This window comes from Planctopirus sp. SH287 (assembly GCF_056500625.1).
Genome location: NZ_CM151403.1, coordinates 2,325,852 through 2,352,129 on the forward strand (window position 1 = coordinate 2,325,852; position 26,278 = coordinate 2,352,129).

Genomic DNA, 26,278 nt, shown 5'->3' on the forward strand with positions numbered 1-26,278 from the left:
AAGACGCAACAAGTCATGGAATTCCCAGTGACAAGATTCAGTCATTGGTTGATGACGTCGAAAAGCGGCAATCACTAGCGGGTTTTGATCACTTCCCACCGCCCTGCCTCACAAAAAAGAAGTGGGGAGCCTATAACAATCGTGTTGTCGCAGTCGAAAAGCTGGTGGGAGGACATGTCGTCGTCATTCCACTTCGCCTATTGATTCGTGGCGGAAACGACTACGCAGCCTTCAATCGTAACCCACCTGTATGGGCTGCCAAATTCTTTGATGACGAATTCCACGATGACAGGTTGCAGAAGTGGGTATCTGAGAGAACGGAGAAGTCTCCTCCCCCTGCCGCCCCGTTCCTGTCGGAAACTGAGCAAACCTTCCTGTGGTCCACCGCCTACGAGGATGTCGGTGACGATGTCATGGTCTGTGAATCACACGAATGGGAGGAAAGCACGAAAGAACCTCGTGTGCAAGATCGAAGAGTTCTCATCCCCGAGATGATACTGACGGCGATTGATGGCCCCGAAGATTTCGTGAAAACAATACGGTCGTCGAAAGATGATCGTCTTTCTATTCAGGCGATCTGGTATACACGCACCAACCAATGTTTGCTAATACGCGCGGATTACGGCGCATCAGAAAGCGAACTGATTGCATCCGCACGCAAGTGGCAGTCAAAGCTTGTGAACGCTGAAAGTGAGGCTGTACTCCGCCATAGCCGAAGAAGCTATCCCTGGGTGTGCTGTGATGAAAACATCTGGCTGGAGATTCAGAAAGATCCCCAGGCGAATCTTGCATTGTCACCCGAGGAAGCGGAGATTTTGCAATTGACTACAGCCAAGGTTTCACTCGAACCTGCATTGCCCTTGTTCATCAATGGCCGTGCCGGAAGTGGCAAGTCGACTCTCCTTCAATATCTTTTCTCGCAGTCATTTATCCGATGGGGGCGATCATTCATCGACGGCGCCGCAGAAGATGCACGCCCTATCTATTTCGCAAGCAGTGGCGAGTTATTGGCGGTAGCTTGCGACGTTGTCGGCAGCATCTTGAACGCTCATCATCAGCGTCTTCTGTCACCCAGCAACAATGACGAAACTTTTCTTGAATCTCTTCAGGGATGCTTCCAGGAGTTTCTACGCTACATGCATAGACAACTTCCAGAGGTGCATCAATCGCGGTTCGATTGGGCGAAACACGTCTCTTACTCGCGTTTTCGCCGTATGTGGATGGAAAAGTTTGGACAAGACCGCGTAGCGGTACAGAAATACGGGCCACAGATTTCATGGCACATTATTCGCGGCCTGATCAAGGGGTTGAGCGTTGATGATGTTCTGTTGAAGGAAGACTTTGACGACCTTCCTGCGGACGAACGTACGGTATCAAAGGATGTCTATAACATGGTCTATGACCGTGTGTGGACCGCGTGGTACGAGCCGTTATGTCGGAGCGGTGAGTGCTGGGACAGTCAGGACCTAGTTAGACTATTGCTGGACAATGATTGTTTGCGTCCGACACGCTGTTCAGTATTCTGCGACGAGGCACAGGATTTCACTCGACTGGAGTTAGAGTCGATTTATCGATGTTCTTTGTTCTCAAATCGCCAGATTGATTACCAAAGCGTGCGGCGGGTTCCCTTCGTGTTTGCCGGCGACCCGTTTCAGACTCTCAATCCGACCGGTTTTCGCTGGGAGACAGTTAGAGCCGCCTTTACAGAAAGAATTCTCCGGTCACTCTACAGATTCAACTCGCGAGACGAAGTGCCTCAGCTGAGCTATCGGGAACTTACATTTAACTACCGTTCATCTCTGCAATTGGTGTACTTCTGCAACTCCATACAAGCTACTCGCGCGAGTCTGTTTGATCATAGATCACTAAGGCCACAAAGCACGTGGCAACTCGGTCAGGACTCCAGTCCTCCCGCATTCTTTGAGAAGGGTGATCCACAGCTGGAGCAGGCGCTTCGAGATCAGTCCGACTTGGTGCTGATAGTTCCCTGTGAGGAAGGCGAAGAGATTGAGTTCGTCGAAAAGGACGAATACCTCCGGAGGTTTGTGCAATTAGACGAAGCCGGTACCCCGCGAAATGTGTTGAGTGCTGCACGGTCGAAAGGGCTAGCCCGGATATCTCACCAGGGCGTGGGGGTGGTGTTTTTTTGCTGGTTGGTAATCGGTTGGAGGGCTGGTGGGGGCCGATCGTTGGGGATTTCGTGATCGCGGAGCGGAATTGCAACGGATTTCCGGCGGGTTCATGGTTTTTTACTCTGCTCAGCGCAGAACTTCTCCCCGCTCTTCGCTGTCGAAACAGGTCTTCGACCGAAGAGGCCTTGGCAAACTCCTGATTTCTAAGCCATAGGCTGGTTACACTCGCAGAGGTGTCCGTTCCTGACGCCGGAGGTTGCCAAGGATCTCTCGGAACAGCGCCTGATACGGATACGCCTGCGACAACGACAGCACCACCCGTCGCACACTCACACTGATTCGTCCACCGATCTTGAGCAGCCTGGCCCGAATCGTGTTGACCTGAGCTGTCGCCAGCGACGTGCCTTTCAGGCCGAACTCCTTGAGCGCTTTATGCAGCACATACGCCATGGTCGAGAACAGCACCCGCAACTGATTACTGCGCATGGCGTGGGTACTCGTGCGGTCGGCGAACAGGAACAACTGCTGTTCTTTAATCCGGTTCTCCATCTCGCCGCGAGCACAATACAGATCCTCGTATAGCGGCCGGGCAGCCATGCGTCTTTCCGGCAGACTCGTCACCACGAACCGGGGGTTGCTCCCTTTCGATAAGTGCTCAGCCTTGCCCACCACCCGGCGGGCCTGCGACCAGCTTTTCCGGGTGCGATACTCAAAGTCTTTGAACACCCGGGAAGAGGCCTGAGTCTGCTCGAACAGAGCTTGCGCCTCGTGCAATTCTTTCCCGATGATGTTCAGCAATCTCTTGTTCTTGGCCAGGCCGAAGACATAATCCACGCGGTTTTGTTCACACCAGTGCAGGATCGCTTCGCGACAGAAGCCGCTGTCGCCACGCACAATGATCCGCACCTGAGGCCAGGCAGCACGCAGCTTGGGAACGATCTTCGCCAAGACCTCCACGGTGCCCGCACAGGCGTCGATATTCGAGGGTTTGAGTAAGGCCAGGAGCGGCCAGCCATCACAAAAACAGGACAGCGGCAGGTAGCAATAATTCTGGTAGTACCCGTGAAAGAACTTGCCAAGCTGATCGCCGTGAATGGGGTTGTCTGTGGCGTCGAAGTCGAGAATCAGTTCTGGCGGTACGCACAGTTTGGCCTTCATCCGAATGAAGATATCGACCAGCGTTTCCTGCAACTGGTCGATGCTGGCGACAATCTTCTTGTAGCGACTTTTCGCACTGGCTCCGGGCGGTGTGAGTTCCAGCCGGTTGAGCGTGCTCTTGCCCGCCAGCGGCTTGCCGTGATCTTGTGGATGGAGGCGATTGTGGCCAGTGATATCCTTTCGTCCACAGAGCAGCGCCAGGAGAGGATCATGGCGAAGTTGTTCGTGATCGTTGAGGTCTTCATACCCCAAAGCCAGCCCCATCACCCGCTGGAGCAGGAGTTCTTCCACGGTGAATTCAATGAGTTCTTCATCGCGATGATCGGTGAAACACCCGGCCAACTGGCGGACGATGCCGAACCGCTCTTCGACTTCGCGGAGTAAGAGCCCCCCGGCATCGGAAGTGATCTTCCCGCCGTCAAAATCAGCGACCACTTCCCGGCGATCGTGGTGCTGAAAGAGCAGCTGCTGCGTGTTACACTCTGTCATGACGAGACGTCCTTGTGCTGGCGTGGTGAGTTGTGTGGTAACAACACTTTACGCAAATCCAGGCGTCTCGTTTATGCTGCGCTGTGAGAAATCCGGGCTAGAGTTCCTACGAGTTGCCCTTTATGGCTGGTCCAAGCGAAGTGAGGCGTCTCTGCTGTCGTCTCTTGTGCAGTCCTCCGGTGGGCGAGAACTTTCGGTCGACGAGAGGCTGGCTCTGGGCTACTTTCTAAATAATCTATACGTTGCAGCCAGCCGAGCTCGACGACGACTGTTCATCGTCGATGACTCCGAATCTCTAAACGGGTTGTGGTGGTTCGCAACTGATGAGTCGCATCTCAAAAAAGTGATTGAGAGACTTCCCAGTAAGGATTCGTGGGGTGAGCACGTGGGGTATCTCGTGCGCGGAGTTCCAGAGAACTTCAGTGCCGACCGGGACGATACTAAGGAACTTGCTCAACGATTTGAACGCGAGGGGCTGTCGAAAGAAGACAGTTATCTTCTCAGGAATGCCGGCCACCTTTACGGCAACATCGGCGACGTCGCCAAGAAGAACGAATGTCGCGCTAGAGCTGACCTTCTGGAGAACAACTATTCCGATGCAGCAAAGGAATTCGAATTGGCGGGGCTTGTCGAGGAATCACTGGCTGCCCTCTGGAGAGGACAGCTCCACGCTGACATTGCCAGCTTTGCGGTCCGTTGTGTGGAGATCGCAAAGCATCCGTATACACGGATTTCAACATTTCTTTCTGGCAAGGACCATGCGATTCGTGGGTGCGTCACGATTTGCGATAGCCTGCTTACAAATGCAGGAGTCAACGAGGAACTTCGGCGAGAGCTGAAAGACTCGTTTTGGGAAGCAGCAATCAAGCAGACATTGGAAAAGACCGCCGAGAATACAAAAGGTGTCAAGAGCGATGATGCCAGTACCTTGGCTGACAAGGTCATTCAGTTACGGTCTGTTGGCGTGTCAATTTCGCCGGCTTTGCTTGCCAAGGTGCTTTTCCTGGGAAGTCGATACGACGAGGTATTAGGTGTCCTGAAAAACGACGATGGAAGTGAGTTGTATCGCCACTCTCGTGCGCACTCGTTGATAAATCGTCATGCCAGCTCGCAGGGATCTATTCAGCCGCATGAGGCGAAGTACGTTGCGGATCACTACCTGCATTTGAAGGAGTTCGCGAAAGCGGCTGGATATTACCGGCAAAGCGGTGATACTGAACGCCTTTTGGATTGCGTTCGAATAATTGTTAGTGACGGCAACTCCCAAGAGAGCGGCATGTTGATCCAAGACACGATTCAGGTTCTTATCGACGAAGGGCAATGGTCGTTATTGATTCCGCTGCTAACACACGGATCTCCTCGGGCCGGCAGAAGTGGAGACTGGAGCAAGGCTGCTTCGGCGAACGTGCTGGCGAGAATTCAATCTGATAGTGTGGTACTTCGTTACGTTGTTCCACGATTAGCAGTGTCTGATAAATTGTCAACCGCTGATGTCAGAATGAAGAACGAGGTTTCGGAATTCCTGGCAACGCTTTTCGTGCGTCGCGAGTCAATAGCGTCCTGGTGGCGGGAGCTGCCTCGGCGGGTTGCGGGAGCAGCGATAGAGCGGGCGGGTAAGGACATCGATGCACTGGAGTTTTATGAGAAGTGGATGAACGCCACGCATTCAAAGTCCGAGAAGGCTTACGCAGAACGTCGGTGGGTGATTTGCAAGCTAAGGCAGGCGAATCGGGAAGAGCAGCAAGGACTAAAGAGTAAGGCAAATGAACATCGTCGCGAGGCGGAAAGGACGGCGGCCAGGAACAACTGGGAAGATCGCGAGCTGGCGGACGCATTTCCAGTAATCGACATCGAAGAGACGGAAGTCGCGAATCTGCAACTTGGTCAGCAGTCGGATGTGAGGAAAGGCAGCCACGACTCGCTGCAACCCGGCAGCGAGGAAGGCCGAGTCGGATCGATATCGTGGCGATTCTTTCATGCGAAGAACTGGATAAACTTGACTTCGGAAGATGACGGCATGAGTGCTCGAATCCTGTTGTCTGACAAACGCGTCGTGAGTCACGACGTCGATATTGCCGATGACGTAAATTCTGAGTTTCGGTGTGAGGAATGGGATCTCACAGTCTCATGGCCATCTGACTCTATAGTGGAAATACGACATGCAGCGGAGAAGGTGGAGATTCCATTTGGAGATGTGCAATGATGCGCGCCTTAGACGTTCGGTCAAGCTTGATTGAAGCACTTCAAATTGACCTGATCGGTCCAATCGCCGCGCTTGGAGATCATGCTGAGATCTTGCCCCAAAGCCCTTCACGGTGGTATTTGACGGGTTTTCTTGTCCCGACCGATGCGGATGAGGGGCAGCGTTGCGATCCTACCAGTAACGACGAACTCGATCAGGCCGCAGAACCCGCTGGCATTGACGATGATGACTCGCCCGAGAAGCCTGCGGCGAGGCGCTCATATCTTCCCAGCAGCATGGGAGTCAGTGTTTTGGTGCCTGCAGCCCTCAACGACGTTCAGGCTGTTGTGCGTTACGGCGAGTACCTGCGAGTCGAACCGGCCGAGGGAGCTTCAGGCCCTCAGCACTGGAAGCGGATACCTCGGGAAGAAATCGTTTCGGTTGCGATAGGAAAAGAATTAATCGGTCAAGGGATCGTACCAGTTCCGAATAGTCGAGGCGTGGAACTGGTCTGGTTGGTTCGAGCGGTGCCGGATGGTGACCTTGATGGCGGGCTACCAAAGGGGATCCGTTGCCTGTCGCTATTTATTGTCAATCGTCGTAAGGCGTCACCTGATGAAGTGCGTGATGAAGGCTTTATCTTTCAGGTCGAGCTGGAAGTTCAGAGCGATACGTCCTTCATTGCCCGCCCGAACCTGCGCAGTTTGGAGAGCGATGACTGGGACGAGCGAGTGGCTGACCTGCAATACCGCCAGTGCTTCGAGTTCTCCGTTGGGCACAGTGTGGCGACCGAGTCTGTGGTTGAGGGCGGGCAGTGTCGGACAATCAGGACTTGCTGGTTGCCGACAGCCGAGGTTGAAAAGGTCGCTCCGTCCAAGATTCCCGGCGTGACCTTGGGGATGGAAGAACTGGCGTTGCTCAAGGACGGGGCTGACGCGCAAAAGCATCTCGGTGGAATGGTGGTCTCTTACAAGGAGTGGATCAAGAAGCAGAACGGATTCCTGGCAAGTTTGTCTGAACATCGAAAGGAGACGGCGGCAGAACTGCTGCATCGGGCCAATCTGGCGGCCGATCGCATTCAATCGGGAATTGATTTGCTCGCTGATCAGAATTGTCTTGAAGCATTTCGGTTCGCGAACAAAGCAATGGCCATGCAGGGACGACGCCGACTCGCCTTGCAGCTCAAGAAGCCGCCCGAGGAGATTGTTCCGGCATGGCGGCCATTCCAGTTGGCCTTCATCCTGATGAACCTGAAAGGGATTGCGGTTGCCGACAGCGATGACCGCGAGACGGTGGATTTGCTGTTCTTTCCCACGGGCGGTGGAAAAACGGAAGCCTATCTCGGCCTGGCTGCATTCACGCTCGTGTTGCGGCGGTTGCGTCATCCTGGTCTGATGTCCGCCGGATTGAGCGTCCTGATGAGATACACCCTCCGCCTGCTGACTCTCGACCAACTCGGTCGTGCCGCCGCTTTGATCTGTGCGCTGGAATTGGAACGCCAGAAGGACGTGGAGAAGCTCGGGGAATGGCCGTTCGAAATCGGCCTGTGGGTCGGAATGGCGGCAACGCCGAATCGAATGGGCCGTAAGGGCGACACAGACGCCCATTCCGCACGGCGAAAGACGATCGCTTTCAAGAATGACGATCGCAAACCATCGCCGATCCCGCTGGAAGAATGTCCCTGGTGCGGAGAGAAGTTCAAGTCGACCTCGTTTCAACTGGTGCCGAATGCGGATGAGCCAACCGATCTTCGAGTGATGTGCGCAAATCGTCGCTGCGAGTTCTCGCGGGGCAATCCGCTTCCGATTCTCTCCGTCGATGAGCCGATTTATCGTCGGCTCCCCTGCTTTTTGATCGCGACCGTCGACAAATTCGCTGCGATGCCGTGGACGGGTGAGGTTGGTGGCTTTTTCGGTCGAGTCGATCGTGTCGACGCCGAGGGCTTTTACGGCCCCTGTGATCCTACGACAGGCAGACCGCTTCCCGTGGACCGGTTGCCGCCACCGGACTTGATCGTGCAGGACGAATTGCACCTCATCTCCGGGCCACTCGGCACGATGGTTGGACTGTACGAATCAGCGCTAGATGAACTCTCCACCGTCGAAGTCGAAGGTCGAAGCATTCGCCCCAAGATCATCGCCTCCACGGCGACGGTACGGCGTGCAGAAAGTCAGATTCGGGCACTCTTCAATCGACGAACCGTCGATGTCTTTCCGCCCCCAGGGCCTGATGTACGCGACTCGTTTTTTGCCCGCACTCACTCCACGAAAGAAAGCAACGCCAGAAAGTACGTTGGCATCGCGGCTCAGGGACGTAGCCCCAAGGTGATTATGCTACGTCTCTATCTGGCACTGCTCGGCGCAGCTCAGAAGGCATATCACGAGGCAGGCGGTCCGAAGATCGACAACAATCCTGCCGATCCGTACATGACACTTCTCGGCTACTTCAACAGCCTGCGAGAGCTTGGCGGGGCACGCCGCCTGATTGAAGACGAAGTACGGACCCAATTGACCGGACGTGGGGGCCGCAAGCGTGTGGGCGAGGCAACCGGCCTGTTCAAGGATCGGACCATTGCTTACGAACCTGTCGAGCTGACGAGCCGGGTGACGACGGACAAGGTCAGCGAAGCGAAGCGGCGACTCGAACAGGCGTTCAAAGAGAAAGACCACGTTGATGTGGCGATCGCCACCAACATGATCTCGGTGGGTCTTGACATCTCGCGGTTGGGACTCATGGTCTGTTTTGGGCAGCCAAAAACTAGCTCCGAGTACATCCAGGCCACCAGTCGTGTCGGACGCGATGACCTGCGCCCCGGCCTGGTCGTAACAATCCTCAACATTCACCGACCACGAGACCGGTCGCACTACGAACGGTTTGCAGCTTTCCACGACTCGTTCTATCGGAGCGTCGAAGCGACCAGCGTGACACCGTTCTCGCCGCGAGCACTGGATCGGGGACTGGCTGGCACTCTCATCGCTCTGGTTCGTCAAGGGCACCTGCCGATGACTCCGCCACGCGGAGCAACCGAGATTCTCAAAGAGTTGCCCCGGTTGGCTTTCGCTGTCGACCTCCTGTCGAAACGGGCTTTCGACACTCATTACGATACATCATCACCCGATGCGAAGCAGTTGAGTCTGAAAGTACGCGATCGCTGCAACGATCTCTTGGACGAATGGAGCAAAATCGCCAAGGAGTTGCATGACGCAGGGGGGGCGCTTCAATACCAGACGGAAGCGGGTAGCGCTCAGCGGTTGCTGTACGAGTTTCTCAACCCAGAACTCAGGACTCTCCCGGTTAGGCATCGAAAGTTCCGCGCCAATCGTTCGATGCGAGATGTCGAACCGAGTGTCAACCTGTGGCTGAAGACGATTGACGGCGTCGAGATCGAGAATGAGGAGGAAGAAGCATGAGTCGCCGCCCAGGCTCGCGTCCGCACGGACAGATCCGTCGCAGTCAGTTGATCACATCGTTCGGTCCAGGTTCGATGATGGATCTGCCGAATCATTCTGTTTTGATCAGTGGATTGGACTCCTGGTCGAGGGGAGGCGACGAGATCATCGAACCTCGTCTGGTCGACAAATTGAAAGAGCTGTTCGATCCACCTCTTCAGGTTCTAAAACTCTACAATCCGCCGCCTGACAATGATGACCCGACCGCTCCGCAGACCGGAATCACGGCTTGGCAGTTCCCCGATTGGTTTATTACCCAAGACGTCGACAGTGATCTTGGTCATGGAGCTGTCCGTGCCCGAATGCTTGTCCATCGCCGGATGCTGACGAAAGGGAAGTTCATCGACGACAGCAAGAAGAAGCGAACCGTCGTGCCGGTGCGCTTCGTGCGAGCCTGTCGGAACGGCCATATCGGGGATCTCGACTGGTACGAGTTCGTGCATGGCGGTGCAACAGATTGCCGTCGCCAAATATGGATCGAGGAACGAGGCACCAGCGGCGACCTTGCGGAAGTGTGGGTTCGGTGTGAGTGTGGCAAGGGTGAGCGAAGTATGGCACAGGCCGCCGAGTCGCCTCAGAGCCTGGGACGCTGTGACGGGAAACGCCCCTGGCTCGGTCCATACTCCGCTGAGAAATGCGGAGAACCGAATCGGCTGCTAATTCGCACGGCCAGCAACGCCTATTTCCCCCAACTGATGAGTGTGATCTCGCTACCCGATCGAAACGAAACACTGCGTGAGGCCGTGGAGACCGTTTGGGACTTTATCGGCGAGGTAGAAGACGTCGAGATGCTCAAGTACGAACGTAAGAAGGCGAAAGTTCATGCGGTTCTGGACGGCTACAGGGACGAGGAAGTCTTTGCCGAAATCAAAGTTCGTCGAGGGCAATCCGCCGAGAGTCAAAAGTCCATCAAACAGGCGGAAATGGAGACCTTGATCGCCAGCAAAGATGAACTTGGCGACGACAAACCGGACGGAACTTTCTTTGCCAGAAATCTCCCTCGCGCTGCCTGGGATCGTCCGTGGATGAGTGGAGTTGAAAGGATCGTGCTTGTTCATCGCCTGCGCGAAGTGATGGCACAAGTCGGATTTACTCGATTCGAGGCGGTTTCCCTTGATATTGACGGTGAGTTGGAGATCGGAGTACGTCGAGCGTCACTGGCCCGAGAGATCACCTGGTTACCGGCGATCGAGAATCGCGGTGAAGGTGTCTTCATTCAGTTCCGCAAAGAAGCCGTGGAAGAGTGGGTTGCCCGCAAGGACGTCATCGATCGAGGGATGCGTTTGTTGGCGGGATATGATGCCTGGAAGAGAGAGCATTCCGGAGCGAAGAAGAAGTTCGTTGAAGCGGGCGGCCTGCTTCCGTATGTGCTGTTCCATTCATTCTCACATTTAGTGTTGACTGCCGTGTCGCTGGATTGCGGCTATCCGGCCAGTTCTATCCGGGAACGAATCTACACAATTCCAGATGTTGGCTATGGAGTCTTACTCTACACTGGGACATCCGACGCTGAGGGAACGCTGGGAGGCCTGATCCAGGTGGGTCGCCGGATACACGAGCACATTCGTAACGCTCTTGAAATGGGGGAATTGTGCTCTAACGACCCAGTTTGTGCACAGCATGAACCGGCGAACCAGCATGAGCGCCGCTTTCTGCATGGGGCTGCCTGCCACGGCTGCCTTTTGATCTCCGAAACTTCCTGTGAACAACACAACGAGTTTCTGGACCGAGCGCTTGTCGTTCCGACCGTCGATCACCTGGGAATCGAGTTCTTCAAGTTGAGTGACGTATGAACGACGCCTTCACCAAACTCAGCAACACCGATTTGCAGGCTTTGAGTGCGGCGTTGCGATCAGGACGGCTCAGCTCGCCATACACCGGGTTGCAGGTGGCTCGCGTTGTTCCAGCGGCGATATCCACTTTTGTGCGAACAGCATTCCTGGAACTCAAAGCAGCAGGATTTTCAGGTGATCAGATCGCGACAGTCTTGTCCCTCGTTGAGGCTGACCGAATGCGTGGTTGCACTACCGAGTTGCCTATCGACCTCGTGACATCTGGCCCGGAGGCTCCCGGTGTATCAAACCGGGACACATCCGTTGTCGTTCGCGAGCTTTTTGCCCACGCGAAGAAGTCGGTTCTAGTAGTCGGCTACGCTGTCCATCAGGGTCAGCAGGTGTTTGAGGCGTTGGCGAAGCGTATGGAAGCATTCCCCGATCTGGACGTAAAGTTCTTTCTGAACATCGCCAGACCAGACGGTGATTCGACGGCTTCCGAAATCCTCGTCGCCCGATTCAAACAGAGATTCAAAGACAAGCAATGGCCCCGAGGGTATCGACTTCCCCAAGTGTTTTTCGATCCACGATCTGTCGCAAATGAACAGGCCGTTCGCTCATCCCTACACGCGAAATGTATTGTAGTCGACTCGTCGCAGGTGTTCGTGTCTTCGGCCAACTTCACCGAGGCAGCTCAGGAACGAAACATAGAAGTCGGGTTGATAATTGAAAGTGAATGGCTGGCAAGAGGAATTACGGATCATTTCCGACACCTGCTTGAACATGGCCTTCTGGGGCGAGCAATCTGATAATGCACAATCAACTTCATACAATCCTGAATCGAGCATGGCAGGAAATCACAGCGAATGCTTGTCCGGCTAGCCCGGATATCTCACCAGGGCGTGGGGGTGGTGTTTTTTTGCTGGTTGGTAATCGGTTGGAGGGCTGGTGGGGGCCGATCGTTGGGGATTTCGTGATCGCGGAGCGGAATTGCAACGGATTTCCGGCGGGTTCATGGTTTTTTACTCTGCTCAGCGCAGAACTTCTCCCCGCTCTTCGCTGTCGAAACAGGTCTTCGACCGAAGAGGACTTGGCAAACTCCCGATTTCTGAGCCATAGGCTGGTTACACTCGCAGAGGTGTCCGTTCCTGACGCCGGAGGTTGCCAAGGATCTCTCGGAACAGCGCCTGATACGGATACGCCTGCGACAACGACAGCACCACCCGTCGCACACTCACGCTGATGCGTCCACCGATCTTGAGCAGCCTGGCCCGAATCGTGTTGACTTGAGCTGTCGCCAGCGACGTGCCTTTCAGGCCGAACTCCTTGAGCGCTTTATGCAGTACATACGCCATGGTCGAGAACAGCACCCGCAACTGATTACTGCGCATGGCGTGGGTACTCGTGCGGTCGGCGAACAGGAACAACTGCTGTTCTTTAATCCGGTTCTCCATCTCGCCGCGAGCACAATACAGATCCTCGTATAGCGGCCGGGCAGCCATGCGTCTTTCCGGCAGACTCGTCACCACGAACCGGGGGTTGCTCCCTTTCGATAAGTGCTCAGCCTTGCCCACCACCCGGCGGGCCTGCGACCAGCTTTTCCGGGTGCGATACTCAAAGTCTTTGAACACCCGGGAAGAGGCCTGAGTCTGCTCGAACAGAGCTTGCGCCTCGTGCAATTCTTTCCCGATGATGTTCAGCAATCTCTTGTTCTTGGCCAGGCCGAAGACATAATCCACGCGGTTTTGTTCACACCAGTGCAGGATCGCTTCGCGACAGAAGCCGCTGTCGCCACGCACAATGATCCGCACCTGAGGCCAGGCAGCACGCAGCTTGGGAACGATCTTCGCCAAGACCTCCACGGTGCCCGCACAGGCGTCGATATTCGAGGGTTTGAGTAAGGCCAGGAGCGGCCAGCCATCACAAAAACAGGACAGCGGCAGGTAGCAATAATTCTGGTAGTACCCGTGAAAGAACTTGCCAAGCTGATCGCCGTGAATGGGGTTGTCTGTGGCGTCGAAGTCGAGAATCAGTTCTGGCGGTACGCACAGTTTGGCCTTCATCCGAATGAAGATATCGACCAGCGTTTCCTGCAACTGGTCGATGCTGGCGACAATCTTCTTGTAGCGACTTTTCGCACTGGCTCCGGGCGGTGTGAGTTCCAGCCGGTTGAGCGTGCTCTTGCCCGCCAGCGGCTTGCCGTGATCTTGTGGATGGAGGCGATTGTGGCCAGTGATATCCTTTCGTCCACAGAGCAGCGCCAGGAGAGGATCATGGCGAAGTTGTTCGTGATCGTTGAGGTCTTCATACCCCAAAGCCAGCCCCATCACCCGCTGGAGCAGGAGTTCTTCCACGGTGAATTCAATGAGTTCTTCATCGCGATGATCGGTGAAACACCCGGCCAACTGGCGGACGATGCCGAACCGCTCTTCGACTTCGCGGAGTAAGAGCCCCCCGGCATCGGAAGTGATCTTCCCGCCGTCAAAATCAGCGACCACTTCCCGGCGATCGTGGTGCTGAAAGAGCAGCTGCTGCGTGTTACACTCTGTCATGACGAGACGTCCTTGTGCTGGCGTGGTGAGTTGTGTGGTAACAACACTTTACGCAAATCCAGGCGTCTCGTTTATGCTGCGCTGTGAGAAATCCGGGTTAAACTTGAACGACTGGGAATTGTCGACGCTTCCCGAAGTGGTGAACAGTTCGGTTTCGTCGGTGGTCTGGGTGTGGGCTTCGTCGTGAAAGAGTGTTGAGTCAAGGAAGCTGCCATCTTCGCGGATCAGCGCTTCGCTGCGAGAGATCGTCAGCGCCTGATTGGCGGCCGCTTCAAACGTCCGCTGATTCTGAATCCCCCCATAACTCCCCGCCGCCGTCTCATGAGAATTCCGTGAGAATATCTATCGCCATCTCGTAGGGTGCCATGAAGCGCAGCGAAATGCACCAATTCTCGGCTTGGGAGGGTTATATATCTATCAATAGAATAGAACGCATGGAAACCGGCGTCTTGTAACCACACCGCGTCACTCGCCAAGGCTGGAACATTCCCAAAGAGCATCAACAGGAACATCAGGCAGCCGATCCCCAGCCAGCGCATCACTTCGGTTCCTGTTTGAGCCGTTCCTCGTGGCCCCCACTGTTCGGGAGGCATCATTTCGAGAACTTCCCGCAATTGCCGCTGTTCCTCAGCCGCCGACATCTGGGGAGAACGCCTCTCTTCCGGAGCAGGCGGCGTGATAGAAAGAGGTTTTTCTTCCCGACTCTCCCACCCCACCTTCTCTCCCCCACCAATCACCAACTCCAACCCCGCTCCGGCTGCCGCAGGCACAGACCGCCCGTGGCGGACGCTGTGCGGGTGGTAGATGCGCAACCAATCTTGATAGGTGCCAACCACCGCCTCTTTGCGACCAAACCGGTGTTCCAGCGTTTGCCACGACCGTTCCGAAATCCGGCTAAATTCACTGATCGTCGGATACTGGTTCAACCGGTTCGCCACCGTGTGAAACTCGGCCAGCAGTTCGTCGTCGGTATACAGCACCGGCATGCGGGCCTTGCGGGAAAGCCCTGCTGCTAACCGCAGTTTCGTCCATGACCCCCAGCGGTCGTAGACTTTGAAGGGAGAAATCCCCGTCTGCTTGCGAAAGTCCCGCAGCGTAATTTCGGCACCATTGGCCTCCCGGATCATTTTGCGCAACGCATCAAGAATCTCTTCCGCCGTATGTTCCACCATCCACCCCCTGTTTTAGAGAATTCGGGCAGCCAGAAGAACACCAACGTCCATAACAACCACCCTCTCTTTAACAGGAAATGTTGCGCCCCAAAAATCCCCCCGCGCAACAAACCCTGGTAGCACCCAGAAAAACAATCAAAACCCCGCTACCAGAAGAAACTTCCATTTCCGGCAGCGGGGCCAATGAACCACTCACGTGAATTGCCAAAGAGCAGCGAGGCGACTCCGCAAGCAAAGGGTTACTCTTCAAACACGATAAATTCTGGTGGCACAAGATCGGCTAACCAGACCCTCTCGTTTCCCGTGTAAAAGCATATTCCGTTGGCATAGGCATCCGCCGCCAAGATATGAAGGATCGTCGGCTTACTAGCTTTACGCCGTCCGACCTCAAAGGCCGTGGCGACGTCACCAGACAGATGGACATACTGCCGCCCCATTGGCAACAATCCCGATGACTTGATAAGCAAAATCACGTCAGGATCGGTTCCGTGATAAAGTACGTCTGGGGGAGTTGTAGGCATCTTTTTGAATTTGTTCGGTAGAGAATGTCCGTAAAGTGCACGAATACGCCCGTTTTCTATTTCGTGGCGGCGCTTAATTGATGCTTCAATCATATTAGCAAGATCGATTTCCAACAAGTCGTCCCATTCTTTCCTAAGTGCGGCTAATACACTCTCAACCGAAGTCCATCCATCTTCGTCAAGTTCGAGTTCATACAGCCACGGTTCATGACGAAGAGCATGAGACAACGCACGACTCAAACCATCCCAATTTCGTTGATTTTCTCTGATGCTCTTATTCATTAACATGTCTTGTCGTAAACGTGCAATCATCCGCGATAAGTTCAAGGAACCCGGTGCTGTTAATAAATACGCAAAAATGTCGCCTAGACCACAATTTGTTATAGCTAGATTCTGGCTCGCTCCTCTGTAATTCTCGCAGCCACTGAGAATCTATAACTTCTGCAACTGACTCGTAGGCATCAGAAGGGAAATCCACAGGAGTATGAGGTTCATCCCAAAAACGAAATGTCATCACGTGTGGAAAAAAAAGTGATCCAATTGCAGGCAGTCCCGCTTGACTGTCTATGTAGCGGAACTCAACCGTTACGTCACCGTTTCGATAAGTGAAAGTCGCCCACAAGCATCCGCTGTCTGAAATTGGCAAATCTATAATTTTATTTACTAATTTCATTGTCTACCTTCCGTTATGTGCCGGATCAGCGACACCATTGTTTGTCAAATTATTACGTTTCAATTGCATCGACAGCAAACGTTCATATAGTGGGTCGCCAGTCCTGTCGATAGCATTCCATTGCGACCGTGGAATTCCTGCTTGCTCAAGCGCCTGTCCTGTTCGGGTGTTCAAAATTAATGCTTTTCCGCCTGGTCGAACAATATAGTTAATCTCGATCTGATTTGGGTGAATTTGGCCCGCTCTAATTGCGTCTGCCAAGTCATCAATAGTATTAACAGGACGCCCCGCAAGTTTTGAGTAAATTCGTATGCCTTCGGAACTGAATGTTTTGGAGTAGCTGGTTTGTGCATACTTCCCAGCTTCCAAAACATTGCCAGTTGCGCCATTTGTTGCCACTCCCTTCGCCGGCGGCAGCACATCATCTGGCGTAACGGGGCCTGTGGTTGGTTTACGATTGGCGAATTTGCCCAGCAGGCTGTTGAGCTTCTCTTTGGCGGTTTGGGTGTTGATCTTCGACGGAATCACGCCCTTGATCTTCGCCAAAACCGTTTCGGCTTCCAAACCCGCTGCCACTTCGCCAGCACCCGCCGTCAGCACGGTGAACAGCACAATCCCATGTATTCTACCGCTCACCCGGGCATAGGTCACCGGATCCGTATAATACTGCTGCACCCCTTGCAAAATGAACCCCGCCGTCTCTCGTGATGCCCGGACAACATCCATCAACTCCGGACTGACTGTTTCACCCAGCCCCTCGTAATCGCCGGTTAGCAGCTTTTTCTGTATTTCTGGCGACAAGGCGGTAAATTCGGCGTACAACCCGCCCAACTGTCGGACGGTCGCCACCGCACTCCCCGCCGTGTCAACACCATATTGGTAGACCCCCATGCCGGGAACCAGAAGATTCAACCCAGCGTAATAGGCCAGATCAGGAAGGACATCCACCACTCCCGACACTGTCCCCGCCACCCCATCACTCCAGAACCCTTGAACAAAGCCTTCCATATAGGCTGTCGTGATCTCCAGTGCACTTAACAGTTGATTAGGGTTATTATTCTGTGGTTTATCGCCGTTGGTCTTAAAGATCGTGTCGTAAGGCGTTGACCAGAATAAACGATGAGCCTTGCCCCGCTCTGCGAGAATCTGGCCCAACCGTCCTGCGTTCATCCGGTAGGTGGTTCCCTCCACCGTCCGCGATAACCCCACACCGTCGACATAAGTCGCTATGTGTTCGCCATCCTTGTCCCGGATTTGATACACACCCCCGCCACTCTCCACCACCGTGAACTGCTTCGCATTCCCTCGCAATCCATTTCTCAACTCCATGGGCAGCGTGTTGATGTCAATACCGTTGGCGGTCTGCTCACCCACGCTGGTGGGAACTTTGACTTCACTCAATTCCGGGAGTTCAAAGGTCGGCATGCCGGAAGGTATCAAGTCGTCTGGAAGGAGATTGTTCAGCGCCTGCTGGTTCAGTGAAATCTGATAATCCAGCGAGTCGTTGAACTGCTTTTCTTCCAGTTCCTGAAACGACCGATCCAGCATTTCATTGGCGATCTTGAGCGTGTGATCTCCCGGCGCCACGGGTGGCTGGTAAACATACGAGCCTTCTTCGTTATAGTGACCCGTTGCTCCTTCCTGATACTTCTGCTCCGCATTCTTCCCCGGCGTCGTTAAATCCAGAGGCGGCGACGTGATCCCTCCCGCAATCACCTGCTGCGTCTCATACGCCCGGCTGTCAATCAGATCGTCATAAGGCCCGCCCTGCTTAAAGTCAACATACTGTCCGCCTTCGTCAGGATCGCCGGTGTAGTAATAGACATACCAATCACCTGTCTCGTCATTCTCATGGTATTGATAATACCGCGTCTCGCTCGACCACCCCTCATGCACCAGATGCCACGTTCCGCTTTCCATCTCTTCATACGACGGATAATAGGGCCGCGTCGCTTGATAGTACGCATCGGAGAGGAACGGCAGGTTCCAGTAATTGTAAGGCTGCAGCGCCTGATTGATCAGATTGAACGGATTCGCAACCGACACATCCCATTCCGCCAGATCGTTCGCTGTCCCCGACTCGAACGAAGCGGCATACGACGATTCATAAGACCCGCTGCCACTCCCTTCCGTGGCAGAGTAAGTGTAGTCCACCAACCCCGTTTCCAGATCAAACAGTGCCGTCTCCGTGCTCGCGTTACCATAAGGATCCTGCGGCCCATAGCGATCCGAAGTGCTGGTGGTTCCCCAGGTTGAAGTCCGGCTATAAGATACCGGCACCACATCATAACTCTGCCGCCCATACCAATAGGAATTGGAAATCTTGCGGGTGAACTCATAGAGCGACGAATCGCTGGAACTGGTGGCGTTCGTGCTTGTCCAGTTCCCGTACCCCGGCTGATTGACCCACAATTGCTCCAGCGTCGCATTCGACCGACCGCGGCTCCCCTTAACGGTCTCGCCTTCCAGTGTCCCTGTCTTGGAACGATTCTGCCCCTGAATCTGCGTCGTTTCGTAATGTAAGCCAAATCCCGAACTTCCCAGATCCAGCGACATGAAGGTCGTGAGATCATCCCACTCCGAATCAAAATAATCCCGCTGCGTCACCATCCCGTCGAATTGTTCGACATCGCTCCAGCGGTCCTGACCCTGAGTCAGCGTCGTCTCCTGAAACACCCCGCCGGTGGTGTCGCCATTGGTCAGATCCATGAAGAACGTCATCACGGTTTCGGTATTGATCAGGCTCTCATCATAGGCCCGGGTGTAATCATCCCGGTCATAGGTTCCGCCATAATAGGAGCCGGGATTCCGCTGCGTGACCCGCGTCCAGCCGTCGTGATCGGATCCCGTCACGCCGCTGGAATTCATCTCCAGCATCTGGCTATAGCCTTCCCCCGCCGAGGCCATGACGACCCGCTGGGACAACGTCTGATCCGTCACATCGTGATAACTGTCGTAGGTTCCCCGCTCGTGGAGCCATTCGTAGCTCCCCACCATCTGGGCACTGGACGCCCCACTTCCCGAACCGCTCCCATCGCCACCTCCTTCGCCGCTGGCGATGGGCGTGCGATATCCGCGGATCTCGGTTTCCTGATGGAGACTGTCATAGCTCCCCGTTCCCGAGCCGTTGAACTTGAACGACTGGGAATTGTCGACACTTCCCGAAGTGGTGAACAGTTCGGTTTCGTCGGTGGTCTGGGTGTGGGCTTCGTCGTGGAAGAGTGTTGAGTCAAGGAAGCTGCCATCTTCGCGGATCAGCGCTTCACTGCGAGAGATCGTCAGCGCCTGATTCGCGGCCGCTTCAAACGTCCGCTGATTCTGAATCCCCCCATAACTCCCCGCCGCCGTCTCATGAGAATTCCGCGCCGTCGTATAGACCAGTTGCGTCGTCTCAAACGCCGACTCCACCCGCTGTTCCGAAGCACTCGAAGCCCCCAACCGCCCTGAAGCAAAATACGTCAGATCCTGATTTGCTTCATCACGCCGGGTCTCGGTGCCGCTGGCGTGAAAGACCGAAATGCTCTGGTTGGTGCCGGAAAAACTCCCTGATGTCCACCCGGGCGGAGACGATCCTTCGCCCCCACTCCCCGACCCTTCTCCCGAACCACTCTCTCCACCAGATTCCGAACCACTGCCGCTGCCGGATCCAGAACCTTCCCCATTGAACTCGGGAACCGGGGAATCTCCTTCACCGGGATACGTCGGCGGCGTCCAATCCGGATATTCCGCCAGCCACGCGGGTTGAAATCCCCCCACAAAACTTGTGGTAGGCGGTGCTTCGCCCTGCCACGCCGTCAGCGACGGATAATGGGAGGAGATCGTCCAGGCCGCTTGATCCGTGGTGAACGTGCTTGTCTCTTCGTCCTCGAACGATGAGCTGACCGTCCCCGTGGTCAGATACTGCACCCCATCTGCCACCACAATTCCCGAAGTCGGGCCTCCACCACCTCCCGAGTAGCCATAGCCGTCACCATAGTAATAATATTCTTCGCCTTCGCCCTCTCCCTCGCCACCACTGCTGGCCGGTAGTTGATCCAGCGGCGTCCCGGCAATACTGAGCTGCCGATCTTCACTGGCCGTCGTCGTCCGCGACCCCGTCCGCGTTGTCACCGACCGGCTGCGACTTTCCATCTCCAGACCCAGCCGCGTGTTGTCCACCAGGTCGAACAGCGACTCCTCCAGCGACGCCACTTCATGGCTGCGGGTCGTGCTGTTCGAGGCGCTTTCCGTCACCAGTGAAGTCCCGTCAGCGTATTCGTGGACATGTCTCTCCATGTTGTCGGTGTAGGTCAGCGTCCCTTCGGTCTGATCCTCGCGGGAATGAGAAATCGTCCGTGTGGCGGCTCCCGAAGCGGGCAGATTCAACGTGGTCGTCGTCGATTCCGAGAACCCGCCATAAGTCCCGACCCCCGATGCGTTGGTGATCGCCCAACTGTGCCCCGAGCTGGAAGAAGTTCCTTCGGCGGCCACATCCACCGAATTCTTCCAGTCGTTACGGGTCGTGCTCACATCCGCCGAACTGTAAGACTCATCGCGTCCCCGGGCTTCCGTCCAGCTTCCATTCCCATCTTCGCGGGAGAAATGGCTTGAAGACGTCTCCATCGAAGCCCCCCCGGAAGAGGAGGAACTGAGCTGCTGACTGCCCGAGCTTTCGCTGAACCACGAATTGGTGCCAATGGCCACAGAGTAAGTTTCGTGATCCTCGCTGGAATAGCCCGAAACATATTTGGCCTCGCCCGCTTCAATCGTCCCGTTACCGTTCACATCGAACAGCGATTCGGCGCTGGTGATCGTAGAGGTGCCGCTGGCAGTCGACGTCCACGCGTAAACCCTCCCCTCGCCCTGCGTATCGACCTGCTGGATCTCCAGCACCGACGGCGTCCCGCTGCCGGATCCCGAACCACTTTCACTGCCACTCTCCCCACCGCTGCCACTCCCCTCTCCACTGCCGCCGCTGACCGGCACAATCGAGAAGCGGTTGACCGACTCGGAACTGGCCGAGACCGTCCCATTGCGGTCATCCTGATAAGTGCTGACCGTCTGCGATGTTCGCGGGGCCGCTCCTGAGGTGTGATGATAAGGAGCCGTGTAACTCCCCTCATCCTGGGAAGACGTCACCCAATCCGTGGTGGTCGTCTGGTCAAGCGAATTCGACAGGATCGACGTCGTTACCCGATCGGCGGCTGACTGATCTGTTGTTCGCGTGCTGGAGCTTCTCGATGAAGTCACCGCTTCCGAACCACTGCCGCTCGACCACGACAACGTGCTGCCGCTGCGCTCGCCATTCACCAGCGTCTCACCATCGCTGGTTCCTTCCAGCCAGGTTTCCGTGCGGTACTGGTCGACCGTTTCGTTTGAGTCAATCCGACGTTCAACCCCCGGCGTCGAGACATCGACCGAACCCACCGTCACCGAACTCCAGACATCCGACGTCGCACTCCCCGAAGCCAGCGTGTGATAACCTCCCGGCTCACTCCCCATCCCCAGAGAAGCATTCATGGAACTCGTAGAATCCGACGTCTCATTGACAATCCGATGGGAGCTGACACCCGTCGTGCTGGTCGCGGTCGCAGTGGTCGTAATCACCCGGGCATTGTCCTGATCGGAATACGTTTCGTACCCCGACCCCGAAGCCAGATAAGCCGCATTAACTGAGCCTGTCCCCACACTGTTGTTTTCGTATACCCCTTCATAATGGAAGACTGAGGCATCCTGTGACTCACTGAACATCACGCGGTTACGAACCGTCCGGGTCGAGACACTGGCCGCAATTCCCCCACTGGCAGTCCCCGAACCTTCCCCTTCACCAGACCCGCTCCCTTCCGGCCACTCAGAACTTCCACTCCCCCCACCCAGCGTGACCGACGAGACCACCGTTTCATCCCAGGTGATGTTTTCACTAACGCGTGAAAAATCAGTAGAACTGGCATCATACTCGAAGGTGACAACCTCTCCGCCAGCTCCCGGAGTGTCATCTTCGCGGTGCAATTCCAGCAGCCAGTAATTGCTCCCCGAGGCGGAACTGACGGTGTGAGCCACCGAGGATCCCGAAGGAGAAACCACATTTCGCGTCGCTGCAAGCGAATACGTCTCATTCAGCATGCTGCCATGCGTGGCATCGGAGGTCAGGCTGGTGATCTCTCCCGTGGCATAGGCGATTGTCCGTTGCATCCCCGCGCTCAGCGACCAGGATTGCTGCCCGTTCCGAGTGTCAATAATGCTGACGGTCGTGACATCGCCACTGACCGGATCGGTCGTCAACGTGTCCACCACGCGGGTGAACTCATAGACATCCGAGGTCACATCAGTCATTTGCCAGCCGATCGACACATCGGTCTGAGCCCAATCCACCCGGCCGTAAAAAGTCGTGTCACGGGTTCCCGTTTGCTCCAGCGTCCAGGTCTCCCCCGCGCCATCGTCAAACGTCGTCACCACCGACCAGGTCGAAACCAGCACATCTGTAATCAACCAGACCGAGTTCTCTCCATCATTGAAGTAAAATGGATCACCCGTTCGTGTCCGTGTGTAAGTGTTGGAGACGGTTTCCGTATAAGTTCCGTCCTCATCACTCCAGGTTCGGGTCGTATTGACGGGATCGTTAATCACCCCTCCGTCGTAAGGATTGACGGAATAATCCCAGACAAACTGATCCAGCCAGTCACTTTCCAGCGGCGTATCAGGCAATTCCCCCAGTAACGGAATATTCAATTCCGGGGTCACGCGATCTTTCAAAAAGTCGATCACCACCCCTGAACTGCCAGATCCCGGGTATTCGGGATACTCAGGATATCCTGAACCTGAAGCACTTCCGGAAGTCAATCCCCAGGTGATCGGCCCACTAAAGTCCAGCGACCCCGAACCAGAGCCACCGCCAGATCCTGAACCACTCTCACTTCCCGAACCGGTGGCGTTCCCAGACCCCGATCCACTTCCCTCAGGTTCGGGTTCAGGTGGGGGATCTTCCCCCGATCCACTCTCACCGCTAGATCCCGAACCGCTACCCGACCCCGAACCACTCTCACTACTCGACCCAGAGCCACTGCCCGAACCTTCCCCACTGCCACTCTCACTGCCCGATCCAGACGATTCGCCACTTCCTGACGAGGAAAGGGAAATGGTCTGCCAGTCGCTGTAAACACCTTCACCTGTATATTCAAAAACCCGAACCTGCACCTGAGTCTGGCTGGTGGGGATAACAATATAGGTTAACAGTTCGTGGCTGGTGGAAAAGTCCGTTACATAATCTTGATAGAAATCCCCCACTGAATCGAAGTCCGTATCGACTTCCACCTGGTAATACATCCCCGCGTCCGGGTCGGAGATATTCGTATGCAGATACCCTTCCTGGTAGTAGGAATCGCTGTAGTCCGCAGAGAATGAGCCATCCAATACGGCCAAACCGGCGGAACTGCTTCCACTCTCACTCCCTGAACCAGAACCGCTACCCGAACCTTCCCCACTGCCCGAACTTGAACCGCTACCAGACTCTGAACCACTTTCGCTCCCCGATCCAGACGACTCACCACTTCCCGACGAAGAAAGCGAAATCGTCATCCAATCGCTGGGACTGTTTGTTTCAGAATAGTCATAGACCCGGACGCGGATCTCGTTTTGACTGGAGGGAAGAGAGAGGTAGGTGAAAATATCATGCAACGTTGCAGCGTCGGAGTAATAGTCCTCATAAAAATCCGCGATTGCGTCAAAGTCAGTATCAATGTCAAGACGGTAATGCTGCCCAGAGTTGAGATCTTCAATCCGAACAGTCAGATCTCCGTATTGATACCCGTCATCATTGAACTGGAGTTCATAGTTCCCAAGGACGATAGAAAGGCCGGCGGCCCCGCTTCCCGAACCACTCTCACTCCCCGAACCACTTCCACTTCCTGACCCCGAGCCACTCCCAGAACCTTCTTCCCCCAGCGAGTACCACTCCGAAATATCTCCACTGAATTCCACAACACGTACAGAAATTCCTGAAGCCGAACTCGGCACTGTGACCGCCAAGCCGAAGTCAAACTCTCCGGTAGGACTCTCGAATTCAATGCTCTGCGACGTATCGGCCACACCATCACCGGTATAGTCAATCTCCAACTGATAGTTGGAGGAAGGCGTCATGTCTGTTACCGAGACATCCACAAATCCCGCGACGAACCCATTTCCCGGGTCTTCTTCGATCACCTCATAGCTGGCGGATTCAATTGTCAGAGGATCGGCACTGAGCAGTCGCCGCGGCTCCAACACATCCGCCACGGAAGTGGATCGCTCTTGGGCGCGCTGCCGCAATTTGACCTGCATTTTCCCCAGACGCAAATTCTGAAGCCAGTCCCCGAGTGTCATCGTCGACTCTTTCGAACGGTGAAGTGCGGTCGCCAGAACAGGGAATGATTAAAAACTCGTGAACACGCATTCCCCAAGTGAGATTGCGACAGGTTAATCCTCCCGCCTGACTTTGCAAGGTTTTTCTTAGGAGGAATTGTTCATTATCTTCTACCAGTCCTTGCCATCTCTCGACAAGAAGACTCGTAAGACATTACACATGAACATTCATGCCGTTAAATCCGATATTCTCAACATGCTGATGATGCATTAGGGGAGCTTCCCTTCTGATTTGACAGGTTAAGCAAAGAGTGATGAGCAGGCCAACAAGCCTGCGGACAAATTCAACAACCTGTCAGGACAGAGTGGTCTACCACTAGGAGCATGTTGAGAACTGAGGGCACCGAATAAATCTCGCCTCTTCTTTCACTACTGGATTAAAGAACTTCAATATGCAACGGACAGTCGTAGTGGGCGTGGCTTGGCCAGGAGTTGAATCCCTGACGCTCGAATCCCTACTGGGAGGTTCACCAGAATTCTCCGTCACGACCGCCCAGAAACCCACTCTCAGTTGGAATCCACGGCGAAGTCGCCTAGAACTTTGGCAAAATCGTCTCGCCCGCTGGAATCGTGAACGATCGACCACGGCCTTCGGAGACATTGCCTGGTTCTACGCTCCCTATGCCATGGAGATGCTCACCAGTACGCCCGAACTCAAAATGATCTGGGTTAAAGGACGTGCGGAAGATGTCGCCGCGGAACTGATCACACAAGCAGGCACCACGCGAGGAGGTCACCGCATCAACCATTTCTCCCGGTCACTCACTCCGGAAGAAACCCGTGATCCCATCCTTTCCCATACGTTCCCTCAGGTCGAAGAGCCCCAGCTCTTTCGAGCTGCCACATCAGCCATCCTTGAATCACAACGACTGATGTCGGTAGTCGCCGAGCAATTTTCCGATCGAGTGCTGATCATCGATCGGCAGGAACTGAAAACCGAATCCTGCCAGTCCCGTATCGATAATTTCATGGGGAGGGAACCCACTTCGCTCGCCAAAAAAACAATTCCCACTGCCGTCCCGTTGCCTCGTCAAAATCCTTTATTGCCAGAAGCGGATCCCCGTCGTTGTGTGGTACTGGTGCCCCACTCAGGGCTGATCCATACCGAGTGCGAAGAGGGCCTTAAAGAACTCGAGCGGCGAGGCTATACCGTCCGTCGTGTGGGAGGCTATGCCGCCATCGATCAAGGGCGTAACCAGATGGCAACCGATGCGCTGGCGGATGGATTCGATGAAACCCTCTGGATCGATTCCGATGTCGGGTTCAAGGCCAACGATGTTGAAAAACTCCGCAGCCATCGACTTCCCATCGTCTGTGGTGTTTATCCCCAGAAAGGGCGCCGAGCTCTGGCCATTCATGTGATGCCAGGTTCCAAATCAATCACCTTTGGAAACGCGGGGGGATTGACCGAGATACTTTACGCCGCCACCGGCTTCCTACTGGTACGCCGTGAAGCCTATCTTCGCATTCTCGACGACTTTCCATTAGCCATCTGCAATGAACGTTTCAATCGCCCCACGATCCCCTGGTTTGAGCCTTATGTGCGCGAGATCGATGATGGTCAATGGTATCTCGCGGAAGACTTCGCGTTCTGTCACCGGGCCAGAACTGTGGGCTATAAAATCTTCGCCGACACATCCATCCGCTTGTGGCATATCGGCAACTATCGTTACGGCTGGGAAGACGCCGGCATCGACCGCGAACGCTTCGGCACTTTCACCCTCAACCTGGGTAACAACAAACCCAATTCATAATCTGCAGCAAATGGGACAGGGATAGGGGTAGCCATGTAGGGCAGGCCC

The 26,278-nt window shown here is 55.1% G+C and carries 11 protein-coding genes; 6 read left to right on the forward strand and 5 right to left on the reverse strand.

The window, feature by feature from the left end; translation table 11 throughout:
* The first annotated feature begins 164 nt into the window (after positions 1-164).
* Positions 165-2,204 carry a hypothetical protein gene (locus tag SH287x_RS08780; protein ID WP_479518325.1) on the forward strand — a complete coding sequence of 680 codons (2,040 nt, stop codon included), beginning with the start codon at positions 165-167 and terminating at the stop codon, positions 2,202-2,204.
* A gap of 147 nt (positions 2,205-2,351) precedes the next feature.
* Here the strand turns inward: SH287x_RS08780 and SH287x_RS08785 are convergent, their stop codons facing one another.
* On the reverse strand, positions 2,352-3,779 hold the full coding sequence (locus SH287x_RS08785; RefSeq protein ID WP_479515874.1) for an IS1380 family transposase: 1,428 nt from the start codon (positions 3,777-3,779) through the stop codon (positions 2,352-2,354).
* 73 nt (positions 3,780-3,852) lie between these two features.
* Between SH287x_RS08785 and SH287x_RS08790 the strand changes: the two genes are divergently transcribed.
* Genes SH287x_RS08790 through drmC form a run of 4 tightly spaced genes read left to right on the forward strand, consistent with a single transcriptional unit; the run spans position 3,853 to position 11,991 of the window.
* A complete protein-coding gene (locus SH287x_RS08790) occupies positions 3,853-5,982 on the forward strand; it encodes a hypothetical protein (RefSeq protein WP_479518326.1) in 2,130 nt (709 codons plus the stop codon).
* Positions 5,979-9,371, forward strand: coding sequence for a DISARM system helicase DrmA (gene drmA / locus SH287x_RS08795; RefSeq protein ID WP_479518327.1), 3,393 nt, complete (start codon positions 5,979-5,981; stop codon positions 9,369-9,371). Before SH287x_RS08790 ends, drmA begins: the two co-directional genes overlap by 4 nt.
* Positions 9,368-11,203 carry a DrmB family protein gene (gene drmB / locus SH287x_RS08800; RefSeq protein ID WP_479518329.1) on the forward strand — a complete coding sequence of 612 codons (1,836 nt, stop codon included), beginning with the start codon at positions 9,368-9,370 and terminating at the stop codon, positions 11,201-11,203. The genes drmA and drmB overlap by 4 nt, the downstream gene beginning before the upstream one ends.
* Positions 11,200-11,991, forward strand: coding sequence for a DISARM system phospholipase D-like protein DrmC (gene drmC / locus SH287x_RS08805; RefSeq protein ID WP_479518330.1), 792 nt, complete (start codon positions 11,200-11,202; stop codon positions 11,989-11,991). Before drmB ends, drmC begins: the two co-directional genes overlap by 4 nt.
* 315 nt (positions 11,992-12,306) lie before the next feature.
* Here drmC and SH287x_RS08810 read toward each other — a convergent pair whose 3' ends face one another.
* The 4 genes from SH287x_RS08810 to SH287x_RS08825 all read right to left on the reverse strand — a co-directional run bounded on the left by SH287x_RS08810 (position 12,307) and on the right by SH287x_RS08825 (position 24,437).
* A complete protein-coding gene (locus SH287x_RS08810; protein ID WP_479515874.1) occupies positions 12,307-13,734 on the reverse strand; it encodes an IS1380 family transposase in 1,428 nt (475 codons plus the stop codon).
* 248 nt (positions 13,735-13,982) lie between these two features.
* Entirely contained in the window at positions 13,983-14,906 is a 924-nt protein-coding gene (locus SH287x_RS08815; RefSeq protein ID WP_479518331.1) for a homing endonuclease associated repeat-containing protein, read from the reverse strand.
* Between the two features lie 239 nt (positions 14,907-15,145).
* Positions 15,146-15,709, reverse strand: a complete 564-nt coding sequence (locus tag SH287x_RS08820) for an RNA 2'-phosphotransferase (RefSeq protein ID WP_479518332.1) — start codon at positions 15,707-15,709, stop codon at positions 15,146-15,148.
* Positions 15,710-16,103: 394 nt separating this feature from the next.
* Complete coding sequence (locus tag SH287x_RS08825) at positions 16,104-24,437, reverse strand: serine-rich family protein (protein ID WP_479518333.1); 8,334 nt, start codon at positions 24,435-24,437, stop codon at positions 16,104-16,106.
* A 431-nt stretch (positions 24,438-24,868) separates the two neighbouring features.
* Between SH287x_RS08825 and SH287x_RS08830 the strand changes: the two genes are divergently transcribed.
* Entirely contained in the window at positions 24,869-26,230 is a 1,362-nt protein-coding gene (locus tag SH287x_RS08830; RefSeq protein WP_479518334.1) for a hypothetical protein, read from the forward strand.
* The last annotated feature ends 48 nt before the right edge of the window (positions 26,231-26,278 follow it).